Genomic DNA, 21,759 nt, shown 5'->3' on the forward strand with positions numbered 1-21,759 from the left:
GCGCGACTTGCCCAATCGGGCCTTGCGCGCAAACAGCGGCGCCAATGAGGTTTCAATCTGAGACCAGGGCAGGCGCCGAGCTAACACCGCCAGCGGGTGCTGGGGATCCACCATCCCGTCCAAACGTGCGCGGAAGAAGTCGTCGGTCGCCATCGTTTTACCCTCCAGAACTCCCAGAAATCAATAGCGATTGAATATCTTTTTGGGAGTTCTGGCCATTGGCATTCACCCCGAGATGTCAGTGGCCATGGGGGTTGGCGGGGTTTTGCAGGGCCGACTTGGTAGTCAACGCCCAAAGTCCAGCGCAACGTACCCGCCGTCTAGCCCCCACCCCCAACCCCCGAAAACCTCCCCCGATACTCCTCCGGCGTAATCCCGTTATGCCGCTTCAAACTCCGCTGCAAGCTGTCCACCGAGCCAAAGCCGGCCCGCTGCGCCACCCGTGCCAAAGGCCAGCTCGTCTGCTCCAGATGCGACTTGGCACGGTCTAGCCGTAGCGCTTCGACAAAGCGCGCCGGCGTTTGCCCGGTCTCGCTCAAAAACAGCCGCGCGAAATGGCGCTCGCTCATATGCACGCGCAAGGCCAGCGCAGCAATGCTCAAGTCCACGGCCGGATGCTCAGCCATCCAGTTCAACAACTCTCCCAAGCGTTGACCCGCCTTGCCCCCGCTACCGGACCTGCTGCTCGCTTGTGTCTGCGCCTGGAGCCCCGCCGAGTATTGCGACTGTCCGCCGGGCCGGCGCAAGTACAGCACCAAATTGCGCGCCACCTGCAAGGCCAGCGCCTGACCCAGATCGGCCTCGACCAAGGCCAAGGACAAATCAATCGCCGCCGTGATGCCGGCCGAACTGTAGATCGGCGGGTCGGCCACATAGATCGCATCCGGCTCCATCAATACCGCTGGAAACATCTGCTTCAGGCGCTCGCAATACTGCCAATGCGTGGTGGCGCGCCGGCCATCGAAGAGCCCTGCCGCTGCAAGCGCGAACGCGCCGGTACAAACGCTGCCCATGCGGCGCACCTGGGGCGCGCGGCGCTGCAACCAGGGAATCAGCCTTGGCACCGAACCCGGCTGCTCCAGCACCGCGTCATTGCCACCGACTACCAGGACCGTGTCGATCTCACCGCGCAAGGCGGACAGCGCCGTGGTCGGGCCGAGCTGCAGGCCTGAGTTGCTGGTCACCGGCCCACCCTCGGGCGAGGCCAAGAGCAGGCGGTAGGGCAAGGCCCGGCCGGCGGTTTGGCAGAAGCCATTGGCCTTGCTGAACACCTCCCAGGGGCCGGTGACGTCAAGCGACTGGCAGCCCTCATAGGCGACGACCACGATGGTGCGGCGCGCCTCGGCCGGCGCGAGTGGTTTGGCAGTTTTGGCAGTTTTTGCGGTCATTGTGTCGATACGGACATAGAACTCAAGCATAAGCTATGCAGCATGAACCAACAACATCAAAGCCCCCTCCACACCGTCCGCCTGCTGGTGCTCAGCCAAGCGCTGTTCGTCTGCGCCTCGGCCATCGGCCTCACGCTCACCGGCCTGGTCGGCGCGATGCTGGCACCGAGCCGTGCCTTGGCCACCCTGCCCTATGCGCTGGTCACCGTGGCCACGGCCTTGAGCACGATTCCGGTCTCGCTATTGATGCTGCGCTGGGGTCGTCGAAAGGTCTTCATGCTTGGCGCTTTGAGCGGCGCGCTCGGCGGAGCCTTGGCGGCCTGGGCCATCGCCCGCAATGACTTCTTGTTGTTTTGCCTCGCCAATCTGGCCTTGGGTCTGTTCGCAGCCAGCGCCCAGTACTACCGCTTTGCCGCCAATGAGGCGGCGCCAGCCGAGTACAAGGCACGTGCGATCGCCTGGGTGATCAGCGGCGGCGTGTTGGCCGCGCTGGTCGGCCCGACGTTGGCGGCCTGGGCGCGGGAGGCGGTGCCGAGTCACAGTTTTGCCGGCTCCTACCTGGTCTTGCTGGGCCTGGCCATGTTGGGGGCGCTGGTGCTGAGCCGCTTGGCTGGCCAGGGTGAAGCGACATCCGCCGTGCGGGCGAGCGGCGCAGCTTCTTCGACGCCGCTGGGCCGCCTCTTGCGCCGCCCGGCCTTCCTGGTGGCCGCGACAAACAGTGCCTTGGCCGCCGGCATGATGATGTTTGTGATGACGTCCAGCCCGCTGGCCGTGGTCGGCTGCGGCCTGCCGGTCAGCGTCGCGGCCTCGGTGATTCAGTGGCATTTGCTGGCCATGTATGTGCCGGGCTTCTTCAGTGGCCGCTTGATTGCGCGCTTTGGCGTGGCACCAATGCTTGGCCTTGGCGCGGCCCTCTTTGGCCTCGGTAGCGCGGCGGCACTGGCCGGACAGACGCCGCTCTTGTTTGGCCTGGCGCTGATGCTCAATGGCTTGGCTTGGAACTTCATGTTCGTCGGCGGCAGCACGCTCTTGACCCAGGGCTTTGCCGATGACAGCCCGGCCGACCGGGCGCGGGCGCAAGCGGCCAATGAGTTCATCACGGCGGCGGTGGCGGCCGGCGGCTCCTTGTTGGCCGGCGTGGTCTTCAATGCCTGGGGCTGGTCGGCCATCCAGGTCGGCATCTTGCCGCTGTTGGCGCTCGCCGGCGGTGCGACGCTGTATGGATCGCTCCGGAAACAGCGTCAGCTGAACTTGCATGTCATCTGAACGCAGCCGGGTGCGGATAAGTTCTAAGATCGACCCGTCAACGGGAGCTAGCCATGGCAGAGGTCTTTGGTCTGGACGCCTACTCGCCCAAAGAGATTGCCGAGCGGGTCAACGAGTTCTGCGTTATCAAGGCGCGCTTGCCGCTGCTAACGCTGTCCTTGCTGGGCATCTTGGCCGGTGCTTTCATAGGCCTTGGCGCCCTGGTCTACACGCTGGTGCTCAGCGACCCGACGCTTGGCTTTGCGGCGTCGCGGCTCTTGGGCGGCCTGGGCTTTTCGCTCGGGCTGATCTTGGTCACTGTGGCGGGGGCCGAGCTGTTTACCGGCAACAATTTGCTAGCGATGGCCTGGGCCAGCGGGCGCGTCAGCACGGGCCAAGTGCTGCGCAATTGGCTGGTGGTGTCGCTGGCCAATTTTGTCGGCGCGGCGGGTTTGGGCTTGCTGGTGTTCCTGTCGGGCCATGGCGCTTTGAATGGCGGCGCGGTGGCCGAGACCGCGATACGCATCGCCACAGCCAAGGCCGACCTGCCCTGGAGCGAGGCCTTTTTTCGCGGCGTGCTCTGCAATATGCTGGTTTGCATGGCGGTGTGGATGGCGCTGGCGGGCCGCAGCGTAACGGACAAGGTGCTGGCCATCGTGTTCCCGATCAGCGCCTTTGTGGCGGCGGGCTTCGAGCATTCGATCGCCAATATGTACTTCTTTCCGCTCGCCATGGCGCTTGGCGCGCCGCTGAGCTGGGCCGACTTGTTGCTCAATTTGGTGCCCGTGGTGCTGGGCAATTTGGCCGGCGGCACGCTGCTGGTGGCCGGGGTCTACTGGGTGATCTATCTGCGCGGAACGCGGCACCCGGTGCCATGAGCTTTAGCGGTGCCGCGCCAATCTGCGCGCGAGCAAGAGGTAGACCAGCGCCCAGGCGCTGCCAAAGGCCCAGCCGCCCAAGACATCCGAGCCCCAGTGCACGCCCAGCGCGACCCGGCTCAAACCGACCAGCAAGGTCATCAGCCCGGCCAGACACAGAATGTAGATCCGCTCCGCCGGTTTGCTGCGCGTGCTGGCGAGCAGCGCGCCCAGGCTCAGAAACACCAGCGCCGACAGGCTGGCATGGCCGCTAGGGAAGCTCAGGCCCGGCTCAATCATCACCGCGAACGCGGCGTCGGGGCGAATTCGCCCAAACGCCGCCTTGAGCGAAAACACCGCCAACGTGCCGCTGATCACCGAGCTGGCGAGTAGGTAAGCCGTTACTGCCCGCCGCACCAACAAAAGATAGCCGACTGCGGCGACCGTCAGCAGGGTCAGGAAGACCGTGCTGCCAATGCCGCTCAAATCTCGCAGCACGGAGACCACCCAGGGCTGAGCGCTGCGTGCCTGCTGAGCCCATAGCAGCAAGGCGGTGTCGACGCCGCGCGTGCCGCCGTCGAGCATGGCGCCGCTGATCTCGATAAAGCTCCAAGCTAAAAGGGCGGCCGCAAAGCCGGGCAGCAGGGTCTTGACCACCCTGCCATAGCGGTCCGGTGAGGGCTTTGTGTCTGCCGCGTCATCATCATCATGATCGTCCGGCATTTCTGTTTGCTTTTGCATGGCGGTATTTTCCGCCACAGGCAAAAAGTGCTCGATCGGTGTGGCGAGGCTCAAGCCTTGCGCTGCCCCCACAACACGCCTGCTGCGATCAAGAGCATGCCGACGATGGTGACCAGATCCGGCTGCTCGCCGAACATGGGCAAGGCCAGCAGGGTCGCCAAGACCGGCGTCAGCGCGCCCGCCATCGCGCTGCGCTGCGCACCCAGGCGGGCGACGGCAAAGCTATAGCTCAGCGTCGAGATCAGGCCCACGCCTATGCTTTGAATCAGCAGCTGCAGCCAGAGCTGCTCGCGCGGCAGCGTCGGCAGGCTCAAGCCACCTTGGGCTGCCTGCCAGGCCAGCAAAGGCAGCAGTAGCAAAAGCGAAACGCTGGAGATCAGCGCCGCCGCCTCGATAGGAGACAGCTTGGCTTGGCGCAGTGCCAAGGTGTAGGCCGACCACATCAGGCTGCCGAGCAAGAATATGGCATAACCCTGAGCCAAACCGGCTTGCCCGGCCTTCAAGGCCAGCATGGTGGCGATGCCGGCAGCAATGCACAGCAGCGCGGGCCAGCGCGCCAAGGCGGCGCGGCCATGCAGGGCGGCGGCCAGCAGGGCGGTGAACAGCGGCAAGGTGCCGGGGATCAGTGTCGCGCCATCGGCCACCGGCGCGTGGCGCATACCCCAGCCGGCGATCAAGAAGTAAGGCAGACCCGCGCCCAAAACAATCATCAGCCAGAGTTTGATTGGCACCTGCGCAAAGCGCGCGCGCCGCCGCCACAGCAAAGGCATGAACAAAAGCCCGGCCGGGCCGAAGCGCAGCAGCGCCAGCTCGGCCGGCGGCAGCGCGGCGCGAGCGCCAGCGCGCAGCGAGATGAAGAAAGCCGCCCAGATGCACAGCGTCAAAGCCAGCGCGGCCCAGCCCAGCAGGTCAAGGCTGGGTTTGGCGGCCAGCGGGCGATGGGTGATGGCTTGCTGGCTTGCGGAAATGATGGGTACTGCTGGGCTGGGCATGCTGCGGGAGTGAATCTACTGCTGGAAAGGTCAAATTTTCCGGCGTGACCCCAGACGATATCGACTCAAATGGCGGTTTAATCTCGGCTGCAAGGGTGGATTCATCCAATAAAATGCGTGAAATTGACGATTTCGAGCCATGGACAAAATAGACATCCAATTACTGGAACTGCTGCAGCGCGACGGCCGGCTCTCGATCGCCGAGCTGGCCGAGCGGGTGGCGCTGTCGCAAAGCCCTTGCGCGCGTCGGCTCAAGCGCCTGGAAGATGCCGGCTTCATTGCCGGCTATCGGGCGGTGCTGGACCGCAAAGCGGTGCAGCTGGCGACCACGGTGTTCGTCAATGTGCGGTTGATGCATCACCGCGAGGATGCAGTGCAGCAGTTTGAAGCGGCGATGGAGGCGATGGCCGAGGTGGTGGCCTGCCATGTGGTCAGCGGCGCGCATGACTATCTGCTCGAAGTGGTGGTCAGCGAGCTGAGCAGTTACGAGCACATCGTGCGCCGCCTGCAGGCGCTGCCCATGGTGCAAGACATCACCAGCAATTTTGCGATCCGCTGCGTCAAGAGCGGCGCGCCGTTGCCGCTGAAGGCACTCAAGTAGCCGCTGCTGATTTGTCCAAGAACGGCCGGCCTTTTTGGCCCTGCTTCGGCGGCACTCGCTGCGCATAGTGTCCAATCCGGCCATGAGCTTATTTAAATCTACGCCATCGACGTCATTGGCCAAGCAACCCGGGGCCGCCCCAGGCAGCGCCAGCCGCCTGACCATTCCGGCCACTGTTGAGCAGGTCTTGCTCGCCGTCAGCCTCTTGTGGGCGCTGACGGCCAACCGCTTCTTCTTCAGCGCCGCCTTGAAGGGGCGCAGCTTTGACGACCCGAGCGCCTGGGGTTTTGCCGCCGCCATGGTGGTGCTGGTCTTGGCCTTGCACCTGTTCTTGCTGGCGCTGGTGGCCAACCGCTGGACGCTCAAGCCGCTGCTGGTGGTCTTGATCATCACGACCGCCTTCGCCAGCTGGTTCATGCAGGCCTTCGGCGTCTATCTCGACCCGACGATGGTGCGCAATACCTTGCGCACCGACCCCGCCGAGGCCAGCGAGCTGATTTCGGCCGCGCTGCTCTTGCATGTGTTGATCTACGCCGGCCTGCCGCTGCTGCTGCTGTGGCGGGTGCGCATTGTCAACCGGCCCTGGCGGCGCGCGGTGCTGGTGCGGCTGGGGCTGATCGTGGTGGCGGTGCTGGCCATGGTCGCCAGCGTGATGTCGGTGTTCCAGCCTTTCTCCTCGCTGATGCGCAATCACAAAGAGATCCGCTACCTGATCACGCCGTCCAACTATGTCTGGTCGCTAGGCAGCACGCTGGCGGCCGAAGCGCGCGGCGCGGCCAAGCCCCGTCAAGCGGTGGGCCTGGACGCCGCAGCCGGCCCAAGCTGGGCGGGCCGCACCAAGCCCAAGGTCGTCGTGATGGTGATCGGCGAAACCGCTCGCGCCGCCAACTGGGGCTTGAACGGCTATACCCGCCAGACCACGCCACAACTGGCGGAGATTGCCGCGCAGCCGGGCTCAAGCCTGATCAGTTTCCGCGATGTGCAGGCCTGCGGCACCAATACCGAGACCTCGCTGCCCTGCATGTTCTCGGCCATTGGGCGGCGCGACTATGACGAGGCCCGCATACGCGGTACCGACTCGCTGCTGCACATCGTCGCCCGTGCCGGGGTCGGCGTGCAATGGCGCGACAACCAATCGGGTTGCAAAGGCGTGTGCGACGGCCTGCCCAATGACGCGGTGAGCAAAGTCAATGCGCCGGGCCTGTGCGAGGGCGAGCGCTGCTTGGATGAAGGCTTGATTGCCGATCTTGACGGCCGGCTCAGTGAGGTGGTCGCGGGCTTCAAGCCGGGTGCGGCGCCGCAGTTCTGGCTGATGCATCAATTGGGCAACCATGGGCCCTCTTACTTCCGCCGCTACCCGCCCGCCTTCAAGCGCTTTGTGCCGGCCTGCGAGAAGGACGATTTGCGTCTGTGCAGCAAGGAAGAAATCGCCAATGCTTATGACAACGCCCTGCTCTACACCGACCATGTGCTGGCCAGCCTGATCGCCAAGCTCAAAAGCCGCGCGGCCGAGGTCGATACGGTGCTGCTCTATGTGTCTGACCATGGCGAATCGTTGGGCGAGAACGGCCTGTTCCTGCATGGCATCCCCTATGCGATTGCGCCCGATGTGCAGACCCGCGTGCCCATGCTGATGTGGGCCAGCAGCGGCTTTGCCGGCGGGGCGGGCCTGGACTGGGACTGCCTGCGCGGCCGCGCTGCCCAGACGCCCGCCACACCGGTCAGCCATGATCATCTGTTCCACACCTTGATGGGGCTGCTGGATGTGCGCAGCACCTTGCTGGAGCCGAGCTTGGACTTGGCCGGGCAATGCCGCGTTCCCGGCAACGGGGCGGTGCTCAAGTGATGGCGGCCGCAAACCCGGTCTGGCGCCGCGACCTTGCCATCACTCTGATCTGCCTGTTCTTGCTGACGCTATGGGAGTTCAGCGGCCTGGATTTGCCGCTGGTACGCCAGTTCGGCACGGCCGAAGGCTTTCCCTGGCGCGAAGCCTGGCTGACCAGCACGCTGGCGCATGAAGGTGGGCGGGCGCTGGGCTGGGCGGTGCTGATCTGGCAGCTCAGCGACGCGCTGTGGGTCAAGCCAAAACCCATGACGCCGAGCAAGCGGGAGCGCTTGTTCTGGCTGGGCGTGGCGGTGGCGAATATCGTCTTCGTGCCCGCGCTCAAGCGTGTCAACTTGACCAGCTGCCCCTGGGAGCTGGGCGAGTTTGGCGGCGCGGCTCACTATGTGCCGCATTGGCTGATGGGGGTCTATGACGGCGGGCCGGGCCATTGCTTCCCGTCCGGCCATGCGATTGCCGCGTTCGGTTTCTTCGGCCTGTATTTTTTATGGCGGCCCTATCGGCCGACGCTGGCTCGAGTGATTCTTGGCCTGGTGTTGGCTTTCGGCGCGGCTTTTGGCTTGGCCCAGATGGCGCGCGGTGCGCATTACCTCAGCCACACCTTGTGGACGGGTTTCATTTGCTGGACGCTGTGCGTGCTGGCCGATCTGTACGCCCGCAGGCGAGGCCGCAAAACGGCCACATGATCCGAGTAATAAAAAAAGGGGCCGACTGGCCCCTTTCTCATTTGCGTCAGCCGAGTGATTACTTGGCAGCGGCGCGCTTGGCGGCAGCAGCGGCCATGGCGGCGCTGCGGGCTTCGGTTGCGGCCTTCATCTTGGCGTCGAAGTCAGCCTTGGTTGCAGCAGTGGCTTCGGCCTTGGCGTTACGGCGGGCCACCAAGGGGTCCTTGCCGGCGGCCTTGGCTTCAGCGCCGGCCTTGTCTTGAGCGGCCTTGATGGTGGCAGCGCGTTCGGCGCGCAGTGGGCGCACGGTGTTGTTGAACTCGGTGCGAGCTGCACGCTGCTCGGCGCGCATCACCACGATAGGGTCGGTGCTGGCCGTGGCGGCCTTGGCCGGCGCAGTTGCGGCAGGCATGGCTGCTGCTGCGGTAACTTGAGCTTGAGCGGCGCCGCCCAGCAAGGAGACGAGGACGGCAACAGCGGCGATGGAATTCTTCATGGTGGTGCTTTCAAGAAAAGTCATAAAAACGCACAGAGTCAACAAACTCGGATGCAGATGCAGGTTCGCTGGCACCATCTGCAGCGCCTTAGCAGCGCCTTAGCAGCGCCGCAGTCGATTGCGCAGTCCAATCCTGCAAAACCTGAGACATATTACGGGTTTTCATGCTGGTTTTCTTCACTTGCATCAATACCGGCCCGGAAGCCGAGGCCGTTTGTTTCTTTTTTGCCATGCTCGGCGAGGCCGGCCCCCGCTTGTGGGGCACAGCACAGCTGCAGGCCGCAACTGCTACATTCGTCGCGATGAAGTCAGCTTATCGAGACCGTTACGGCCCGCCCCTTGTGTTGTCGATTCGCGAGCTGCCTGTACCAGCGCCCAAAGAGGGCGAAATTCGCATCCGCGTGCGGGCGGCGACCGTGAACCGAACCGATTGCGCCATCCTGCTCGGCAAGCCCTTCGTGATGCGACTTATTTGCGGCCTGAGGCGACCCCGCCATCATGCAAGCGGCACCGATTTCGCTGGTGAAGTCGAGGCTGTCGGCAGTGGGGTGAATCGCTTCAAGGTCGGTGACCGGGTCTGGGGATTTGACGATGCCGGGCTTGGCTCGCATAGCCAACAGATGCTGCTGCGGCAGGACAAGGCGGTCGCGAAGATGCCAGCCGGCATCGGCTTTGAGCAAGCCGCAGCGAGCATAGAGGGGGCTCACTATGCCTACAACTTCATCAACAAGGTCAAGTTGAAACCCGGGCAGACGGCGCTGCTGAACGGCGCGTCTGGCGCGATTGGCTCGGCCTTGCTGCAGCTGCTCAAGCATTTTGGCCTGCAGGTGACGGCGACCTGCGCCACGCCACAGCTCATGCGCATCAAAGCGCTGGGTGCCGATCGGGTGATTGATTACTTGCAGCAAGACTTCACCCAGGAGCAAGGGCGACAGTTCGACTATGTGTTCGACGCGGTGGGCAAGAGCAGCTTTGCCGCCTGCCGCCCCCTGTTGCGGCCTGCGGGCGTTTACATCTCGTCCGAGCTGGGGGCTTATCTGCAGAATCCCTTGCTGGCGCTGCTCTCGCCTATCTTGCCCGGGCCCAAGGTCATCTTTCCGGTGCCCTTCAGGCCGCTGGAAAGCATGGCTTTCGTAGGCGGGCTGCTCGAACGCGGGGAGTTCAAGCCGCTGATTGATCGCAGCATGCCGCTTGAGCAGATTGCAGCCGCGTTTGATTTGGCGCTGAGTGGGCAGAAGGTGGGCAATTTGCTGCTGAGCTTGGATTAGGGTCGGGCCAGCCTGCGCGCCAATCGCTGCGCTCAGGCCAGCCAGTGCGGCTTTTCAGACCAGGCGGCTACCCAGGCGGGCACGGCGGCGGCCGGCATGGGGCGGGCGATGCCATAACCCTGAGCCAGCTCGCAACCCAGGCCCAGCAGGCGCGCGCCATGCGCGGCGGTCTCCACGCCCTCGGCAATGACCTGGCGACCGAAGGCTTTGGCCAGGCCGATCACGCCGGTGACGATGGCCAGATCGTCAGGGTCGCTCAGCATGTCACGGACAAAAGTCTGGTCGATCTTCAACAGCTCGATCGGCAGGCGGCGCAGGTAAGTCAGCGATGAATAGCCGGTGCCGAAGTCATCAAGCGCGAAATGCACACCCAGGGTTTGGCAGGCGTGCATCAGTTTGGACATCTGGGCCATGTCTTCCAGGGCGCTCGTCTCCAGCACCTCTAACTGCAGGCCGCATTGCTGCTCCCCCGCAGTGGGGAGCAGCAATGCGGACAGGCGCGACACAAAATTGGCTTGCTGCAGTTGCATCGCGCAGACATTGACGCTGACCTGCAAGTCCAGGCCCTCGGCGCGCCAGAGTGCAATTTGCCGCAGGGCCTGCGCAATCACCCATTCCCCCACATCCACGCTGAGCGCTTGATCTTCGATCAGCGGCAGAAAAGCCGCCGGTGGCAATTCGCCGCGCTCAGGGTGCTGCCAGCGAATCAGCGCCTCGACGCCGACCACGGCGTTGGTCCGCATATTGACCTTGGGCTGGTAGCACAGCTTGAATTGGCCGAGTGCGAGGGCGTTGCGCATCTCCGCCAAGCCTTCGCGCTGCTGCTTGGCCGCAGCTTCGTGTGCGATATCGAAGAGATGAAAGCGATTCTTGCCGGCTTGTTTGGCCAGATACATGGCTTGGTCGGCATGGCGGATCAGTCGGTCCGCATCGGCGCCGTCTTGAGGATAGATCGTGACGCCAATGCTGGTGGAAACCTCCAGCAGCAAGTCACCCAGCTGGACTGGCGCGCTGGCCGCTTGCAGCAGGCGCTCCAAGGCCTGTTCGCAATCGCGCGGCTGCGCGAGTTCGCTCAATACCGCCACAAACTCATCGCCGCCAATGCGTGCCAGCACGTCGCCGTCCCGCAGTACCGACTGCATGCGATTGGCCACGGCAATCAAGAGCTCGTCGCCGGTGGCGTGGCCATGGCGGTCGTTGATGCTCTTGAAGCCGTCGAGATCCAGATAGGCCACCGCCAAAGAAAGCTTGCGGCGCCGGCATTGCGCCATGGCATGCTGCAGCCGCTGGGCCAACAGGACCCGATTGGGCATGCCGGTGAGTGCGTCGAAATGGGCGTTGCGTTCAAGTTGGCGCAGATGGTGCTTGGTTTGCGTGATGTCGGTGAACAGCGCGACAAAATTCTGCGTTTCGCCCTTTTTGCCCTTGACCTCGCTGATGGTGAGCATGATGGCAACGATATCGCCCGCGCTGCGCCGAATCCACAGCTCACCGCTCCAATAGCCGCCGGCGTGCAGATCGCGCCATAGCTGGGTGTAGAAGCCGGGCGCTTGCGCCGACGAACGCAACATCAGGGCGGCTCGGCCCAACACGGCTTCGCGCGGGTAAGCGGTGATCTGACTGAAGGTTTCGTTGACATCAATGATGTTGCCCGCGGCGTCGGTGATGACGATGCCTTCGCGGGCATGCTTGAACACATTGGCGGCCAACAGCAATTGCTCTTCGGCGAGCTTGCGGGCGGTGATGTCGGTGCTGGTGCCCGTCATGCGTAGGGCTTGACCCTCGGCGTCGCGGCTTGCGACCATGCCGCGGGCCAGCAGCCAGCGCCATTTGCCGTCCTTGTGCATGCGGCGGTGCTCGCTGACATAGCCGGGCGTTTTCCCTGCCAGATGGGCATGCACGGCGGCCCAGGCCGCGTCGAAGTCATCGGGGTGAATCCTGGGCGGTTCGCGGTAGCAGATGTCACTGTCCAGATCGGCGCCTGAAAAGCCCATCATCTCTTTCCAGCGGCGCGAATACTGGGTGATGTTGGCCCTAACATCCCAATCCCAGACACCGTCGCCAGCCCCTTCGAGGGCGAAGCGCAGCACCACCTCGCTGGCGCTCTTGGCCTCCAACTCCGCAGCCAGAGCGCTGACGTCGCAGTAGCTTCTCAGCCAGCCGCCGCAGGGCAGCATCTGGGTCGTGAGCTGAAGCGTTTTGCCCGCTGCGGTGCGGCGCGTGCGGCTCGAATTCTGCGCAGGGGCAAAGTCCTCCGCCGGTTCTCCTCGCGCGCCTTGATGGCTAGCGATTTCTTGGCCCGTGCAGCGCTCGGCGACCCAACGCGCCAGCAGCTCAGTGGGCAGATCCAGCAAGCTTGCGCAGGCAGGGTTGCCAAAGATCAGCCGGTGTTGGGCATCGAACACCAGCAGCGCTTGGGGCAAATGGGCCAAGGCCATAGCCATGTCGCTGGCGGGCAGAGCCGCTGCGGTGGGTTCGGGTTGCAAGCTCTGCTGATTCATCGTGGCGGCAGTTTATCGGCGCAGGATCGAGTGAGGGCGGCATGGCTCAATTCGGCCCAAACTTTCAAGGGCCGAGATAGTCGCCGTCCAACCGCTTCGGTGAGTTCAAAAAAAATGCGCAAGGCAGCGGGACACAAGCAGCTCCGGCAACACCCATCAGCCCATGCGGGCCGGTATCAAAGTGAGACGCCGTGCACGGGCCAAAACGTTTGTTCAGGCGGGGGTCGGTTTCACGCAATGAGTTTGAAGTGGGGCCAAAAAAACACGCGCGAGCAAGTTCATGTTTTCATTGAAAACCATGACTTGGCAGGCAGTTTTGTTTTAAAAATCTGCCATATTGATTTATCAATAAAATCACTTATTTTACAAAGTTAATGCCATGTGATAGAATGATGCTGTATTTTATCAAAAGGAATATACTATAGGTGAATTTATGTTTAGTTTTAATAGTAGGAATTTGGTTGTTGCTTGGTTGTTTCTTTTTTCAGCCATTGCTGCCGAAGTGGCCGGCACCACTTTCATGGCGAATGCGTCGCGCGGTGACAGTTTTCAAGGCTATTTGTTGATGGCCGCGGCCTTGGCGGCGTCCTATTACTTGCTCTCGCAAGCGATTGGACAAATCTCGATCGGCATTGCTTATGCGGTGTGGGAAGGTGTCGGACTCGCCTCGCTTTCGCTGGTGAGTGTGTTGGTGTTCAAGGAAGAGTTGTCGCACAGCGAGATGCTTGGACTTGGGCTCGTCATGATGGGCATCGTGTGCGTAGCACTCGGCGAGGAGTCTTGAACATGCAGACGATGCCAATTATTTTCATTATGGGTTCGGCCTGCAGTGATATTGCCGCCAATATGATGTTGGAGAAATCCAATGGTTTCAAAAACCGTGCTTGGGGTTTCGGCGCCATTGCCATGCTTTGGTTGGCGTTCTTGATGCTGAGCCAAGCCATCAAGAGCATCGACCTCGCTGTGGCCTATGCGATGTGGGGCTCTGTCGGCATTCTGGGTACGGCCATCTGCGGGCGACTGCTCTTCGGCCACCGACTCAAGCCAATTGCTTGGCTGGGCATTGCGCTCGTCATTGCGGCGGTGCTGATTTTGACCTTGGTCTAATAAGCAGGCATCACCCAATGCGCCGGCAAGCTGCCGTCCAGATAAATGGTCATGCCACCGGGCTGGTTGGGGGCCATGTGGGCAAGGCAAGGCGAGCCAAGTCAAGGTAGAGGCGCAGGCTGATGTGGGGTGCCGAATGGGACTTGCGGGGGATGGGCCCAACTTGGCAAGATGCCGCGGAAGCGTTTGAGCAGGCTGCGGCTCTCCCCGACCCCGTTCCATTTCCCCTCCCTCTGCGCAATATATGAAACTGCTTGCTTCCTGGCTTGCCGCGCTTTTTCTGAGCGCCCCCTCGGGCGCATCATGGGCCCAAGCGAGCACGGCCGCGCCTGCCATGGCGGCCGCAAGTGCCGTCGAACAATTCATCGCCCGTTACAGCAAGACCTATACCGAGCTGGGCTTGGGCGGCGAGATGGCACTGTCTTACATCCAGAACATCCAGCACATCGTGCAGAGCAGTGATGTACCGCGCCAGCAAGCGCTGTTCGATGAATTGAGCCATCAGCTGCAAGCCCTTGATCCGGCCGCCGGCAGTAGCTGCCAGCGTTTGCAGCTGCGCCAGATTGCTTATGAGTTGGCCTTGCAGCAGCAAAAGCTGGCGCTTCTGCGGTCCTATCTGGCGCTGGGCGAGCGGGCGGTTCTCTCCGATCAGGGCTTGGCCAAGACCAGCTTGGGCAAGGACTGGTATGCCTTCTTGCGCCAAGCCTGGCTGACCATGGACAGCTCGCCCGAGGCGCTGATGGCGATGGGTCGCAGCGAGCTGGAACGGGCTTTGGGACGCTACAGGGCGCTGCAAGCGCGGATGGGCTATGCCGGCCGCGACCAGGCTTTTGTGGACTACTTGGCCGGCCCCGCGTTCAGCTACCCGCCGGACCAGACGCCGCAGGCCGACTATGAGGCGCGGCAAGCCATCGTCTATCAACACATGCACAAACTCTTTGTGCCGACCGCGATTGCGCCGCCGCAAATCCGCCGCTCTGATTTGGGCAGCGCTTTGCCGGTGGACGGCTATTACGAGCCGGATGAGAGCACCTTCTATTTCAATCGCGCGCAGGCCACATACGGGCGCCGCAATATCGACTGGTTGCTCTTGCATGAGAGCACGCCCGGCCACCACTATCAAAGCCGTTATGCGCTGGAGCAGCGTGGCTGCCCAACGGGTTTGCCGCATGGCTTCTATTCGGCCTATGCCGAGGGCTGGGGCGCTTATGTCGAAGAGTTCGGCCGCGAGCTGGGCCTGTATCAGCAGGACTCAGACGCCCTGGGTGCGGTCGAGTGGGACCTGGTGCGCTCAATCCGGGTGGTGTTGGATGTGGGCATCAACTATTTCGATTGGAGCGAGGCGCAGGCGCATGAGTTTTGGCAAAGCCAGCTGCCGATGTTGCCCGCTTTGGCCGAGCGCGAGATCACCCGGGTGCGCAACTGGCCAGTGCAGGCCATCACCTACAAGCAAGGTGCGGTGATGCTGCGCCAGCTGCGCGAAGCCGCCCGTCTGCGCGAAGGGCCGGCATTCGACATCCGCGTCTTCCACGACAAGGTGCTCAAGCACGGCCCGCTGCCGCTGGCGCTGCTGGCTGAGATGGTGGAGGGTGCCGCGCAAACCGCCGGGTCCAAGCCGGCACCAAGCTTGGCGCAATGAACACGCAGCGCCTGCGCCGAATCAAGCCGGCGGGACGGCTTGTGTCTGTTGCTGTTGCTCGATCGCCAGCACAATCTGCTCGCACAGCCGGTGCGTCAGCAGCGCGTCTTCTGCCCAGCGGTGATCCACTTCGGGTGCCCGCACGGCCGCCAAAAACTGCTCGATGATGGCCTCGAAACCGCGTCGCCTTAGCACCGGCGTCCAGTCCTCAAAGCCATGCCGCTGCTCGCGGCCTTGGCGGTGCTCGCTGGCTTGATTCAGGTTCTCGACCCGCCATTTGCTGCCCGCAGCCATCAGCTCCAGGCATTCTTCGCTGGCACCGCTGTCGCGGTTCATCAGGCCTAGGCCGGTGAAGCTGCCGGCTTTGAACTGCACGCTGACATGCGCCAGCAAACCCGCCCTTTTACCCGTCTCAACGCGCGCAGCGACAGCCAGCGCCGTGGGCTCTGACGGTGCCAGCCAACGCAAGGTGTCGACGACATGGATGAAGTCATCAAAGACAAACTCGCGAATGCCGGCGGGCTGACCGACGCGGTGCTTTTGCAGCAGCGCCAAATGCGGATCTGGCTGCTCGGCCAAGGTCCGGTAAAGCGGCGCGCAGCGCCGGTTGAAGCCCAGCATCAAGAGCCGTCCGCGCGCCCGCGCTAACGCCACCAGGCGCTCGGCGGCGGCCAGCTCATAGGCGATCGGCTTGTCCAGATAGACATCCACACCCATCTCTAGCAGCGCGCTCGCCACCTCGACATGGGCAGCAGTAGCGGTGTGTACAAAGGCGACCTGAGGTGTCAAGCGTGCCAAGTCTTCAAGGCTGCTGGCCAGATGTTCGATCCGGTATTGCTGACCCAGCGACCGCAGCGTCTGTGCGTTGCGTGAGCACAAAATCAGTTCGATATCGCTGCGCCGGCTCAGCAGTGGTAGGTAGGCTTTTTGGGCAATATCGCCCAGGCCGATCACGGCAATTCGCATCGCTTGCGCTCCATCTTCTTAATTGGGGTCAGGTTCATTTATCTTGCCCGTGGAGAAAATGAACCTGACCCCAATTTCTGCTCCCCGCGGCCGCTGATTCAAGCTGCTGTCACAGCGCCAATCTTGGCATTGTCGCGGGCCTCCTCCTCGCGCAGCGTGATGCGGCGAAACCAGATCGTGACTACGGAGCTGGTCAGCACGATGAAGAGCGAGTACAGCACCGGGATCAGCAGCACCTCTTGCTGGCGTGTGCCTTCAAAGGTAAGCAGCACGATCAGCACGCCCAAAGGCCCGTTCTGGATGCCGGTTTCCAAGGCAATCGTGCGACTGCGGCGCTTGTCTTGGCGCACAAGGCGGGCAAAGGCATAGCCGACCAGAAAGCCGACCAGCCCCAGGCCGATGGCGCCGATATAGACCTCGGCCGGCGTCGTGGCCAGCAGGCCGAAATTGCGCGGCACCCAACTGACGATCAAAAACACAATCACCACGATACCCAGCAGCCCGCCGAGCATCTCAAGCACCGCGCCCACATTGGCATTCCATTTGCGCAAGAGCATGCCGATCACGGTGGGCACCAGCAGCACCACCAGCACCTGCGCCACATTGCCCGGCGGAATTTGCCATTCGCCTTCGATGCCGGATGAAAACAGCTTCAGCGCCAAGGGCACCAACAACACCGCAAACAGCGTGGAGACGATGGTCATCAGGATAGACAAGCTCAACACGCCCTTGCTGAAGTAATTGAAGATATTGCTGGTGGTGCCGCCGGGCAGACAGGCCATCAGAATCAGGCCCACGGCATAGGCGGGCGGCAACTTCAGCGCGGTCGCCAGCAAATAGCCGACCATCGGTGTCAGCACATAGGTGGTGATCAGGCCAATACCCACGCCCGCCGGTTTGCGCAAGGCGATGGCGAAGTCTTTGAAGGTCAGGCTGGCGCCCATGCCCAGCATGATGACCATCATCATCACGCCCAAGAGGCGGGTTTCGGTGTCGGTCAACATGACTCAGATTCCTGATTTGGTGGACGTTGGGGCAGATGGTGCGAGCGCGGCGGCGGGGCGCAGTTCGCGCCGCAAGATCTTGCCGACCGCCGTCTTGGGTAACTCGCGCCTGAACTCGACCCGCGCCGGCAGTTTGTAGGCCGTCAGCAAGCTGCGGCAATGGGCCAGCACGGCTTGTTCGCTCAGGCTGTCATCCAAGCGCACGACGACGGCCAAGACCGCCTCGCCGGTTTTCGCATCCGGCACGCCGATCACCGCCGCCTCCAATATCTGCGGGTGGGCCGACAAGGCCTCCTCGATCTCATTCGGATAGACATTGAAGCCGTTGACCAAGATCATGTCTTTCTTGCGGTCGACGATTTTGAAGGTGCCCTGCGCGTCCATCACCGCCACATCGCCGGTACGCAGCCAGCCATCTCGCAAGACGGCCGCCGTCTCCGCCGGCTGCTGCCAATAGCCTTGCATGACTTGCGGGCCTCGCAGCCACAGCTCACCGGGCGCCCCGGTTGCGACCTCGGCGCCCTCGTCATCGAGCAAGCGCAGCTCGGTCATCGGGGCAGGCACGCCAATGCTGTCGCGCTGGCGCTGTGCGTTGAGCAGCTGAAAGCAGACCACCGGGCTGGCTTCCGTCAGGCCGTAGCCTTCCACCAGCGGTGCGCCGGTGACGGCCTCAAAGCGCGTCACCACCGCATGGTGCATGGCCGCGCCGCCGCCGCCGGCGGCTTTCAAATGCTTGGGCGGGTAGGCGGTGAACCATTCTTCGTTCAGCAAGGCGTTGTAGAGCGTGTTCACGCCCGTCATCCAGGTGATGGGGTAGTTCTCGAACGCGCGCTGCAGGTTCTGCACCGGGCGCGGGTTGGGCACCAGGATGTTGCGAGCGCCGGCCTCGAACATGCACAGGTAGTTCACCGTGAAAGCGAAGATGTGATACAGCGGCAGCGCGGTCAGCACGACCTCGCGGCCGTCTTCGACATGGCTGGCGCACATCGCCCGCATCTGCGCCATATTCCAGAGCAAGTTGCCATGGCTGAGCATCGCGCCCTTGGCCAGCCCGGTGGTGCCGCCGGTGTATTGCAGCAGCGCCAAGCTGTCATGGTTCAAGCCGCTGGCATAACTCTGTACGTCCACTTGCTGGGCGCGGCCCAAGTCCAGCGCCTCGGGCAGATGGGTTACCGTCAAGCGGTGCGCCGGGATCAGCTTGTTCCAATGCTTCATCACCGCATGAACGATGCCGCCCACCAGCGCCGGGAAGAACTCGCTGACCCGCGTCAACACCACGCTCTTGATGGCCGGGCACAGCGGCAGCACTTGCTCCAACTTGTCGGCGAACATATCGACGATAACCACCGCCTTGACCCCGCTGTCCTTGAACTGATGGGCCATTTCATGCGGGGTGTAGAGCGGATTGGTGTTCACCGCCACACAGCCGGCCTTCAAGATGCCCAGCAGCACGACCGGGTAGGCCAAGCCATTGGGCAGTTGCACCGCGACGCGGTCGCCGGCATCGAGCTTGAGCGTGGCGCGCAGATAGGCCGCGAAGGCGTCGCTCATCTCGTCCACCTGGGCATAGCTGAGCGAGCCAAACATGCCGTTGGGCATGACTGTGGTGAAGGCGGTCTGATCGGCGAAGCGTTTCGCAACCGTTCTGGCCAGAGCCGCCAGGCTTTTGTGTTCGGGCGTCGGCAAGATCGCCGGCACTGCCGTGCCGTACTGCGCCAACCAAGGCCTTGAGGCTTCTGTGCTCGCCTGATCCATTCGATGTCATCCTTTGCGCAGCGAGGCTGCAAGCCGGCGGCTCACGCTGAGCGCCAAGCTTGCAACCGTAGCGCCCGAGGATCACCGGATACAGGCCGCTGGGCCTGAGGATGGCTTCGAGAAATAAGGACCTTTAAGAGCTTTAGCTCCTAAAAATCAATCAGAGCTAAAGCGCTCAGCCGTGTTGCTGAGCCAGCATGAACAACTGTGTGGAGCGCGCGCCGGAGCGGCAAAAGGCCAAGATTGGTGGCTGTGCGGCGTCGAGCGTTTGCTTCATGCTGGCGGCTTGCTCTGCGGTGATGGCGCCGCCGACAACCGGCAGATAGACGTAGCTGAGGCCGGCGGCTTGCGCGGCGGCTTGCATGCTGGTGCTGAGCGGCTGCTCGGAGCCGCCTTCCAGATCCGGGCGGTTGTTGATGACGGTCTTGAAGCCCATGGCGGCGGCTGCGGCCATGTCGGTCGGTGCCAACTGGGCCGCGACATAAAACTCGGGCGTGACGGAACGAACGGGGATGCTCATGGTGGCGTTGTTAACTCTGTTTGATGGGGCTTGTCTTGACGCGATTCTCGGCGATCTCGAAAACGGCCATGCCCGCCAGCATAGCCAAAACAAAGACGATGGCCTTGGGGTTGCCGGTGGCGACCGACACGATGGCCGGCCCCGGGCAAAAGCCGGCCAAGCCCCAACCGGCGCCGAACAAGAGGCTGCCGGTGATCAGGCGGCGGTCGATGTCACGGCTGGTCGGCAGATGCATGGCGCCGCCCAGAAAGCTCTGACTGCGCTTTTTTGCCAGCGCAAACGCGCCCAGGCTGACCAAGATCGCGCCGCCCATCACGAAGGCGAGCGAGGGGTCCCACTGGCCGGCCAAGTCCAGAAAGCCCAGCACCTTGCTGGGGTCGGTCATGCCCGCCAAGATCAGGCCCAGGCCGAAAAGCAGGCCGACGCCAAATTCGGACAGGCGATGATGGTGAAACGCCGGGTGGCTTTGCTTGTTCATGCGCTGCTCCTTGTTCAAGCCAAGAGGTGGCGAACGAAAAACACGACGGCGAAGCCCGCGCCCATAAAGGCCAAGGTGGCTATCAGCGAGCGCGGTGACAGGCTCGATAGTCCGCACACGCCGTGGCCGCTGGTGCAGCCCGAGCCGTAGCGGGTGCCTACGCCGACCAACAAGCCGGCCGCAATCACCGTGCCCCAGCCCGTGTCGACCGTGGCCAGCACCGGGCCGCCCACCAGGTAGTACAGCGCCGGCGCGGTCAACATGCCCAGCAAGAAGGCGATGCGCCAAGCGGCGTCGCCGCTGCGCGGGCGCAGCAGGCCGCCGAGGATGCCGCTGATGCCAAGAATGCGCCCGTTGATCAAAATGAAGGCGCTGGCCGCCAGGCCCAGCAGAACGCCACCGGCCAGCGAGGCCCAGGGCGTGAAATGTGTCCAATCGATTTGCATGATGTGGCTGACTCCTCAATGCTTGCTAATTATTCGCCGCAGTACCTGGGGTACAAAACGCCCATCACGGCCATGGTCTGCGGGCTGTTCATGCCGCAATAGATATTCTTGCCTGCGCGCCGGGTGCTGAACAACTCTTCCAACTGGCTAACGCACTTTTTGACTTGGCTGAGCTGGCACAGCAGCAACAAACGGTCTGGATTGGACCGCATTTTCATCAACCGGCAAGCTTCGGCGGCTGGCCCCGGCGTGGGTCTTGCGCTGTTGACCGGGGCTGCTGCTCATGGAAGGTTGAGCCGCCCTCAGCGCCGCGCCAGCCAAACGCCGAACACCGCCAAGCCCATGCCCAGCAGCGCCAGGCCGGTCAGCGTTTCACCGAATATCGCCCAGGCGAGAAGCGCCGTGGTGGGCGGCACCAGGTAGAAAAGGCTGGCCACATTGACAGCGCTGCCGCGCCGGATCAGCAGATTCAGCAGGCTCACCGCACCCAAGGACAAGACCAGCACCAGCCAGCCCAGCGCAAACGCGAATTGCCCCGTCCAGCGCACCTGCATGGTTTCGCTCAGGCTGGCGGCGAGCAGGGTCAGGGCCAGACAGGGCAAAAACTGGATCACCGAGCCGCTGCGCAAATCAAAGGCGGGGCAATAGCGCTTCTGATAGAGCGTGCCGGCGGTGATGCCCAGCAGTGCCAACAGCGCCGGCGCCAATTGCCCAAGCAGCAATCCGCCGCCGGTGCCAGCGGCCAGCTTGTGCGCCACCACCAGGCTGACGCCGACAAAGCCGAAGGCCAAACCCAGCCATTGCCCGGCGCGGACCCGCTCGCCCAGCAAGACGCCCGCGCCCAGCGCGGTCAACACCGGCTGCAAGCCCACCACCAGCGCGGTGACGCCGGCCGGCAAGCCGTGGCCGATGGCGGTGAACACACCGCCCAAATACAGGCCGTGCACCAGCAAGCCGGATACGCCGATGTGCAGATAGTCCCGCGCGCGCTTCGGCCAAGCCGCTTTGCTGAGCAAGGCGACCGCGCCCATCAAGGCCAGCACGATGGCGTAGCGCAGGCTCAGAAAGGTCAGCGGCTCGGCATCCGGCAGGCCGTATTTGGCACCGATAAAGCCGGTGCTCCAGAGCCCGACAAAGAGCAGGGGGTAGAGCTGTTGGAGCTGGGGATGCGCAGGCTGCTGCGAGTGGGTCGAATGCATGGCCTGCAGTATGGCCCGAGACCGCACAGGCCCCGGCCAGCGGGTCAG

The 21,759-nt window shown here is 63.2% G+C and carries 22 protein-coding genes and 1 pseudogene; 9 read left to right on the top strand and 14 right to left on the bottom strand.

From position 1 onward, the window contains the following. Both PRZ03_RS00005 and PRZ03_RS00010 read right to left on the bottom strand, forming a co-directional pair. A pseudogene (locus tag PRZ03_RS00005) lies at positions 1 to 153 on the bottom strand (IS5/IS1182 family transposase); the annotation flags it as partial. A gap of 167 nt (positions 154 to 320) precedes the next feature. Continuing rightward, entirely contained in the window at positions 321 to 1,388 is a 1,068-nt protein-coding gene (locus PRZ03_RS00010) for a GlxA family transcriptional regulator (RefSeq protein ID WP_273598448.1), read from the bottom strand. A 42-nt stretch (positions 1,389 to 1,430) separates the two neighbouring features. On the opposite strand from PRZ03_RS00010, the gene PRZ03_RS00015 reads away from it, so the two are divergent. Both PRZ03_RS00015 and PRZ03_RS00020 read left to right on the top strand, forming a co-directional pair. Beyond that, positions 1,431 to 2,654: an MFS transporter gene (locus PRZ03_RS00015; protein ID WP_273598449.1), complete on the top strand. Its 1,224-nt coding sequence runs from the start codon at positions 1,431 to 1,433 to the stop codon at positions 2,652 to 2,654. A gap of 53 nt (positions 2,655 to 2,707) precedes the next feature. Beyond that, positions 2,708 to 3,511, top strand: coding sequence for a formate/nitrite transporter family protein (locus PRZ03_RS00020; protein ID WP_273598450.1), 804 nt, complete (start codon positions 2,708 to 2,710; stop codon positions 3,509 to 3,511). Between the two features lie 3 nt (positions 3,512 to 3,514). Here the strand turns inward: PRZ03_RS00020 and PRZ03_RS00025 are convergent, their stop codons facing one another. Beyond that, complete coding sequence (locus PRZ03_RS00025; protein ID WP_263532815.1) at positions 3,515 to 4,231, bottom strand: phosphatase PAP2 family protein; 717 nt, start codon at positions 4,229 to 4,231, stop codon at positions 3,515 to 3,517. A gap of 50 nt (positions 4,232 to 4,281) precedes the next feature. Next, complete coding sequence (locus PRZ03_RS00030; protein WP_273598451.1) at positions 4,282 to 5,223, bottom strand: DMT family transporter; 942 nt, start codon at positions 5,221 to 5,223, stop codon at positions 4,282 to 4,284. 139 nt (positions 5,224 to 5,362) lie between these two features. Between PRZ03_RS00030 and PRZ03_RS00035 the strand changes: the two genes are divergently transcribed. The 3 genes from PRZ03_RS00035 (at position 5,363) to PRZ03_RS00045 (ending at position 8,353) form a co-directional block, all read left to right on the top strand. Next, positions 5,363 to 5,824, top strand: a complete 462-nt coding sequence (locus PRZ03_RS00035; RefSeq protein ID WP_263532817.1) for an Lrp/AsnC family transcriptional regulator — start codon at positions 5,363 to 5,365, stop codon at positions 5,822 to 5,824. Between the two features lie 82 nt (positions 5,825 to 5,906). Next, positions 5,907 to 7,670, top strand: coding sequence for a phosphoethanolamine transferase (locus PRZ03_RS00040; protein WP_273598452.1), 1,764 nt, complete (start codon positions 5,907 to 5,909; stop codon positions 7,668 to 7,670). Then, positions 7,670 to 8,353 carry a phosphatase PAP2 family protein gene (locus PRZ03_RS00045; protein WP_273598453.1) on the top strand — a complete coding sequence of 228 codons (684 nt, stop codon included), beginning with the start codon at positions 7,670 to 7,672 and terminating at the stop codon, positions 8,351 to 8,353. Before PRZ03_RS00040 ends, PRZ03_RS00045 begins: the two co-directional genes overlap by 1 nt. A gap of 58 nt (positions 8,354 to 8,411) precedes the next feature. On the opposite strand, the gene PRZ03_RS00050 is transcribed toward PRZ03_RS00045, so the two are convergent. Next, a complete protein-coding gene (locus PRZ03_RS00050) occupies positions 8,412 to 8,828 on the bottom strand; it encodes a hypothetical protein (protein WP_263532820.1) in 417 nt (138 codons plus the stop codon). A 164-nt stretch (positions 8,829 to 8,992) separates the two neighbouring features. Between PRZ03_RS00050 and PRZ03_RS00055 the strand changes: the two genes are divergently transcribed. Then, complete coding sequence (locus PRZ03_RS00055; RefSeq protein WP_273598454.1) at positions 8,993 to 10,096, top strand: NAD(P)-dependent alcohol dehydrogenase; 1,104 nt, start codon at positions 8,993 to 8,995, stop codon at positions 10,094 to 10,096. A 32-nt stretch (positions 10,097 to 10,128) separates the two neighbouring features. Here PRZ03_RS00055 and PRZ03_RS00060 read toward each other — a convergent pair whose 3' ends face one another. Next, positions 10,129 to 12,597 carry a GGDEF and EAL domain-containing protein gene (locus tag PRZ03_RS00060; protein WP_273598455.1) on the bottom strand — a complete coding sequence of 823 codons (2,469 nt, stop codon included), beginning with the start codon at positions 12,595 to 12,597 and terminating at the stop codon, positions 10,129 to 10,131. Between the two features lie 433 nt (positions 12,598 to 13,030). On the opposite strand from PRZ03_RS00060, the gene PRZ03_RS00065 reads away from it, so the two are divergent. The 3 genes from PRZ03_RS00065 (at position 13,031) to PRZ03_RS00075 (ending at position 15,343) form a co-directional block, all read left to right on the top strand. Further along, a complete protein-coding gene (locus tag PRZ03_RS00065) occupies positions 13,031 to 13,381 on the top strand; it encodes a DMT family transporter (RefSeq protein ID WP_263532824.1) in 351 nt (116 codons plus the stop codon). 2 nt (positions 13,382 to 13,383) lie between these two features. After that, positions 13,384 to 13,704 (top strand): DMT family transporter, encoded by a 321-nt coding sequence (locus PRZ03_RS00070; RefSeq protein WP_273598456.1) that lies wholly within the window; start codon positions 13,384 to 13,386, stop codon positions 13,702 to 13,704. 244 nt (positions 13,705 to 13,948) lie between these two features. Next, entirely contained in the window at positions 13,949 to 15,343 is a 1,395-nt protein-coding gene (locus PRZ03_RS00075) for a DUF885 domain-containing protein (RefSeq protein WP_273598457.1), read from the top strand. A 21-nt stretch (positions 15,344 to 15,364) separates the two neighbouring features. Here the strand turns inward: PRZ03_RS00075 and PRZ03_RS00080 are convergent, their stop codons facing one another. The 8 genes from PRZ03_RS00080 to PRZ03_RS00115 all read right to left on the bottom strand — a co-directional run bounded on the left by PRZ03_RS00080 (position 15,365) and on the right by PRZ03_RS00115 (position 21,711). Continuing rightward, complete coding sequence (locus tag PRZ03_RS00080) at positions 15,365 to 16,309, bottom strand: Gfo/Idh/MocA family protein (RefSeq protein ID WP_273598458.1); 945 nt, start codon at positions 16,307 to 16,309, stop codon at positions 15,365 to 15,367. Between the two features lie 98 nt (positions 16,310 to 16,407). Continuing rightward, positions 16,408 to 17,313, bottom strand: coding sequence for a bile acid:sodium symporter family protein (locus PRZ03_RS00085; protein ID WP_273598459.1), 906 nt, complete (start codon positions 17,311 to 17,313; stop codon positions 16,408 to 16,410). 3 nt (positions 17,314 to 17,316) lie between these two features. Continuing rightward, positions 17,317 to 19,068, bottom strand: coding sequence for an AMP-binding protein (locus PRZ03_RS00090; protein ID WP_273598460.1), 1,752 nt, complete (start codon positions 19,066 to 19,068; stop codon positions 17,317 to 17,319). 175 nt (positions 19,069 to 19,243) lie between these two features. Then, positions 19,244 to 19,588 carry a protein tyrosine phosphatase family protein gene (locus tag PRZ03_RS00095; RefSeq protein ID WP_273598461.1) on the bottom strand — a complete coding sequence of 115 codons (345 nt, stop codon included), beginning with the start codon at positions 19,586 to 19,588 and terminating at the stop codon, positions 19,244 to 19,246. A 10-nt stretch (positions 19,589 to 19,598) separates the two neighbouring features. Then, positions 19,599 to 20,066 carry a YeeE/YedE family protein gene (locus PRZ03_RS00100; RefSeq protein ID WP_273598462.1) on the bottom strand — a complete coding sequence of 156 codons (468 nt, stop codon included), beginning with the start codon at positions 20,064 to 20,066 and terminating at the stop codon, positions 19,599 to 19,601. A 14-nt stretch (positions 20,067 to 20,080) separates the two neighbouring features. Then, on the bottom strand, positions 20,081 to 20,512 hold the full coding sequence (locus PRZ03_RS00105; RefSeq protein WP_273598463.1) for a YeeE/YedE family protein: 432 nt from the start codon (positions 20,510 to 20,512) through the stop codon (positions 20,081 to 20,083). 29 nt (positions 20,513 to 20,541) lie between these two features. Next, positions 20,542 to 20,730 carry a hypothetical protein gene (locus PRZ03_RS00110; RefSeq protein WP_273598464.1) on the bottom strand — a complete coding sequence of 63 codons (189 nt, stop codon included), beginning with the start codon at positions 20,728 to 20,730 and terminating at the stop codon, positions 20,542 to 20,544. 84 nt (positions 20,731 to 20,814) lie between these two features. Continuing rightward, positions 20,815 to 21,711: a DMT family transporter gene (locus PRZ03_RS00115; RefSeq protein ID WP_263532833.1), complete on the bottom strand. Its 897-nt coding sequence runs from the start codon at positions 21,709 to 21,711 to the stop codon at positions 20,815 to 20,817. Positions 21,712 to 21,759: the final 48 nt, after the last annotated feature.

Origin of the sequence: Roseateles albus (genome assembly GCF_028595345.1) — a bacterium.
Taxonomy (GTDB): Bacteria; Pseudomonadota; Gammaproteobacteria; order Burkholderiales; family Burkholderiaceae_C; genus Paucibacter_A; species Paucibacter_A albus.

Coding starts and splice junctions, on each gene's coding strand:
- PRZ03_RS00100 (WP_273598462.1), bottom strand. CDS start 20,066: ATGAACAAGCAAAGCCACCCGGCGTTTCACCATCATCGCCTGTCCGAA.
- PRZ03_RS00070 (WP_273598456.1), top strand. CDS start 13,384: ATGCAGACGATGCCAATTATTTTCATTATGGGTTCGGCCTGCAGTGAT.
- PRZ03_RS00030 (WP_273598451.1), bottom strand. CDS start 5,223: ATGCCCAGCCCAGCAGTACCCATCATTTCCGCAAGCCAGCAAGCCATC.
- PRZ03_RS00020 (WP_273598450.1), top strand. CDS start 2,708: ATGGCAGAGGTCTTTGGTCTGGACGCCTACTCGCCCAAAGAGATTGCC.
- PRZ03_RS00080 (WP_273598458.1), bottom strand. CDS start 16,309: ATGCGAATTGCCGTGATCGGCCTGGGCGATATTGCCCAAAAAGCCTAC.
- PRZ03_RS00105 (WP_273598463.1), bottom strand. CDS start 20,512: ATGCAAATCGATTGGACACATTTCACGCCCTGGGCCTCGCTGGCCGGT.
- PRZ03_RS00115 (WP_263532833.1), bottom strand. CDS start 21,711: ATGCATTCGACCCACTCGCAGCAGCCTGCGCATCCCCAGCTCCAACAG.
- PRZ03_RS00065 (WP_263532824.1), top strand. CDS start 13,031: ATGTTTAGTTTTAATAGTAGGAATTTGGTTGTTGCTTGGTTGTTTCTT.
- PRZ03_RS00055 (WP_273598454.1), top strand. CDS start 8,993: ATGCTGGTTTTCTTCACTTGCATCAATACCGGCCCGGAAGCCGAGGCC.
- PRZ03_RS00040 (WP_273598452.1), top strand. CDS start 5,907: ATGAGCTTATTTAAATCTACGCCATCGACGTCATTGGCCAAGCAACCC.
- PRZ03_RS00085 (WP_273598459.1), bottom strand. CDS start 17,313: ATGTTGACCGACACCGAAACCCGCCTCTTGGGCGTGATGATGATGGTC.
- PRZ03_RS00110 (WP_273598464.1), bottom strand. CDS start 20,730: ATGAAAATGCGGTCCAATCCAGACCGTTTGTTGCTGCTGTGCCAGCTC.
- PRZ03_RS00035 (WP_263532817.1), top strand. CDS start 5,363: ATGGACAAAATAGACATCCAATTACTGGAACTGCTGCAGCGCGACGGC.
- PRZ03_RS00050 (WP_263532820.1), bottom strand. CDS start 8,828: ATGAAGAATTCCATCGCCGCTGTTGCCGTCCTCGTCTCCTTGCTGGGC.
- PRZ03_RS00010 (WP_273598448.1), bottom strand. CDS start 1,388: ATGACCGCAAAAACTGCCAAAACTGCCAAACCACTCGCGCCGGCCGAG.
- PRZ03_RS00060 (WP_273598455.1), bottom strand. CDS start 12,597: ATGAATCAGCAGAGCTTGCAACCCGAACCCACCGCAGCGGCTCTGCCC.
- PRZ03_RS00025 (WP_263532815.1), bottom strand. CDS start 4,231: ATGCAAAAGCAAACAGAAATGCCGGACGATCATGATGATGATGACGCG.
- PRZ03_RS00075 (WP_273598457.1), top strand. CDS start 13,949: ATGAAACTGCTTGCTTCCTGGCTTGCCGCGCTTTTTCTGAGCGCCCCC.
- PRZ03_RS00015 (WP_273598449.1), top strand. CDS start 1,431: ATGAACCAACAACATCAAAGCCCCCTCCACACCGTCCGCCTGCTGGTG.
- PRZ03_RS00090 (WP_273598460.1), bottom strand. CDS start 19,068: ATGGATCAGGCGAGCACAGAAGCCTCAAGGCCTTGGTTGGCGCAGTAC.
- PRZ03_RS00045 (WP_273598453.1), top strand. CDS start 7,670: ATGGCGGCCGCAAACCCGGTCTGGCGCCGCGACCTTGCCATCACTCTG.
- PRZ03_RS00095 (WP_273598461.1), bottom strand. CDS start 19,588: ATGAGCATCCCCGTTCGTTCCGTCACGCCCGAGTTTTATGTCGCGGCC.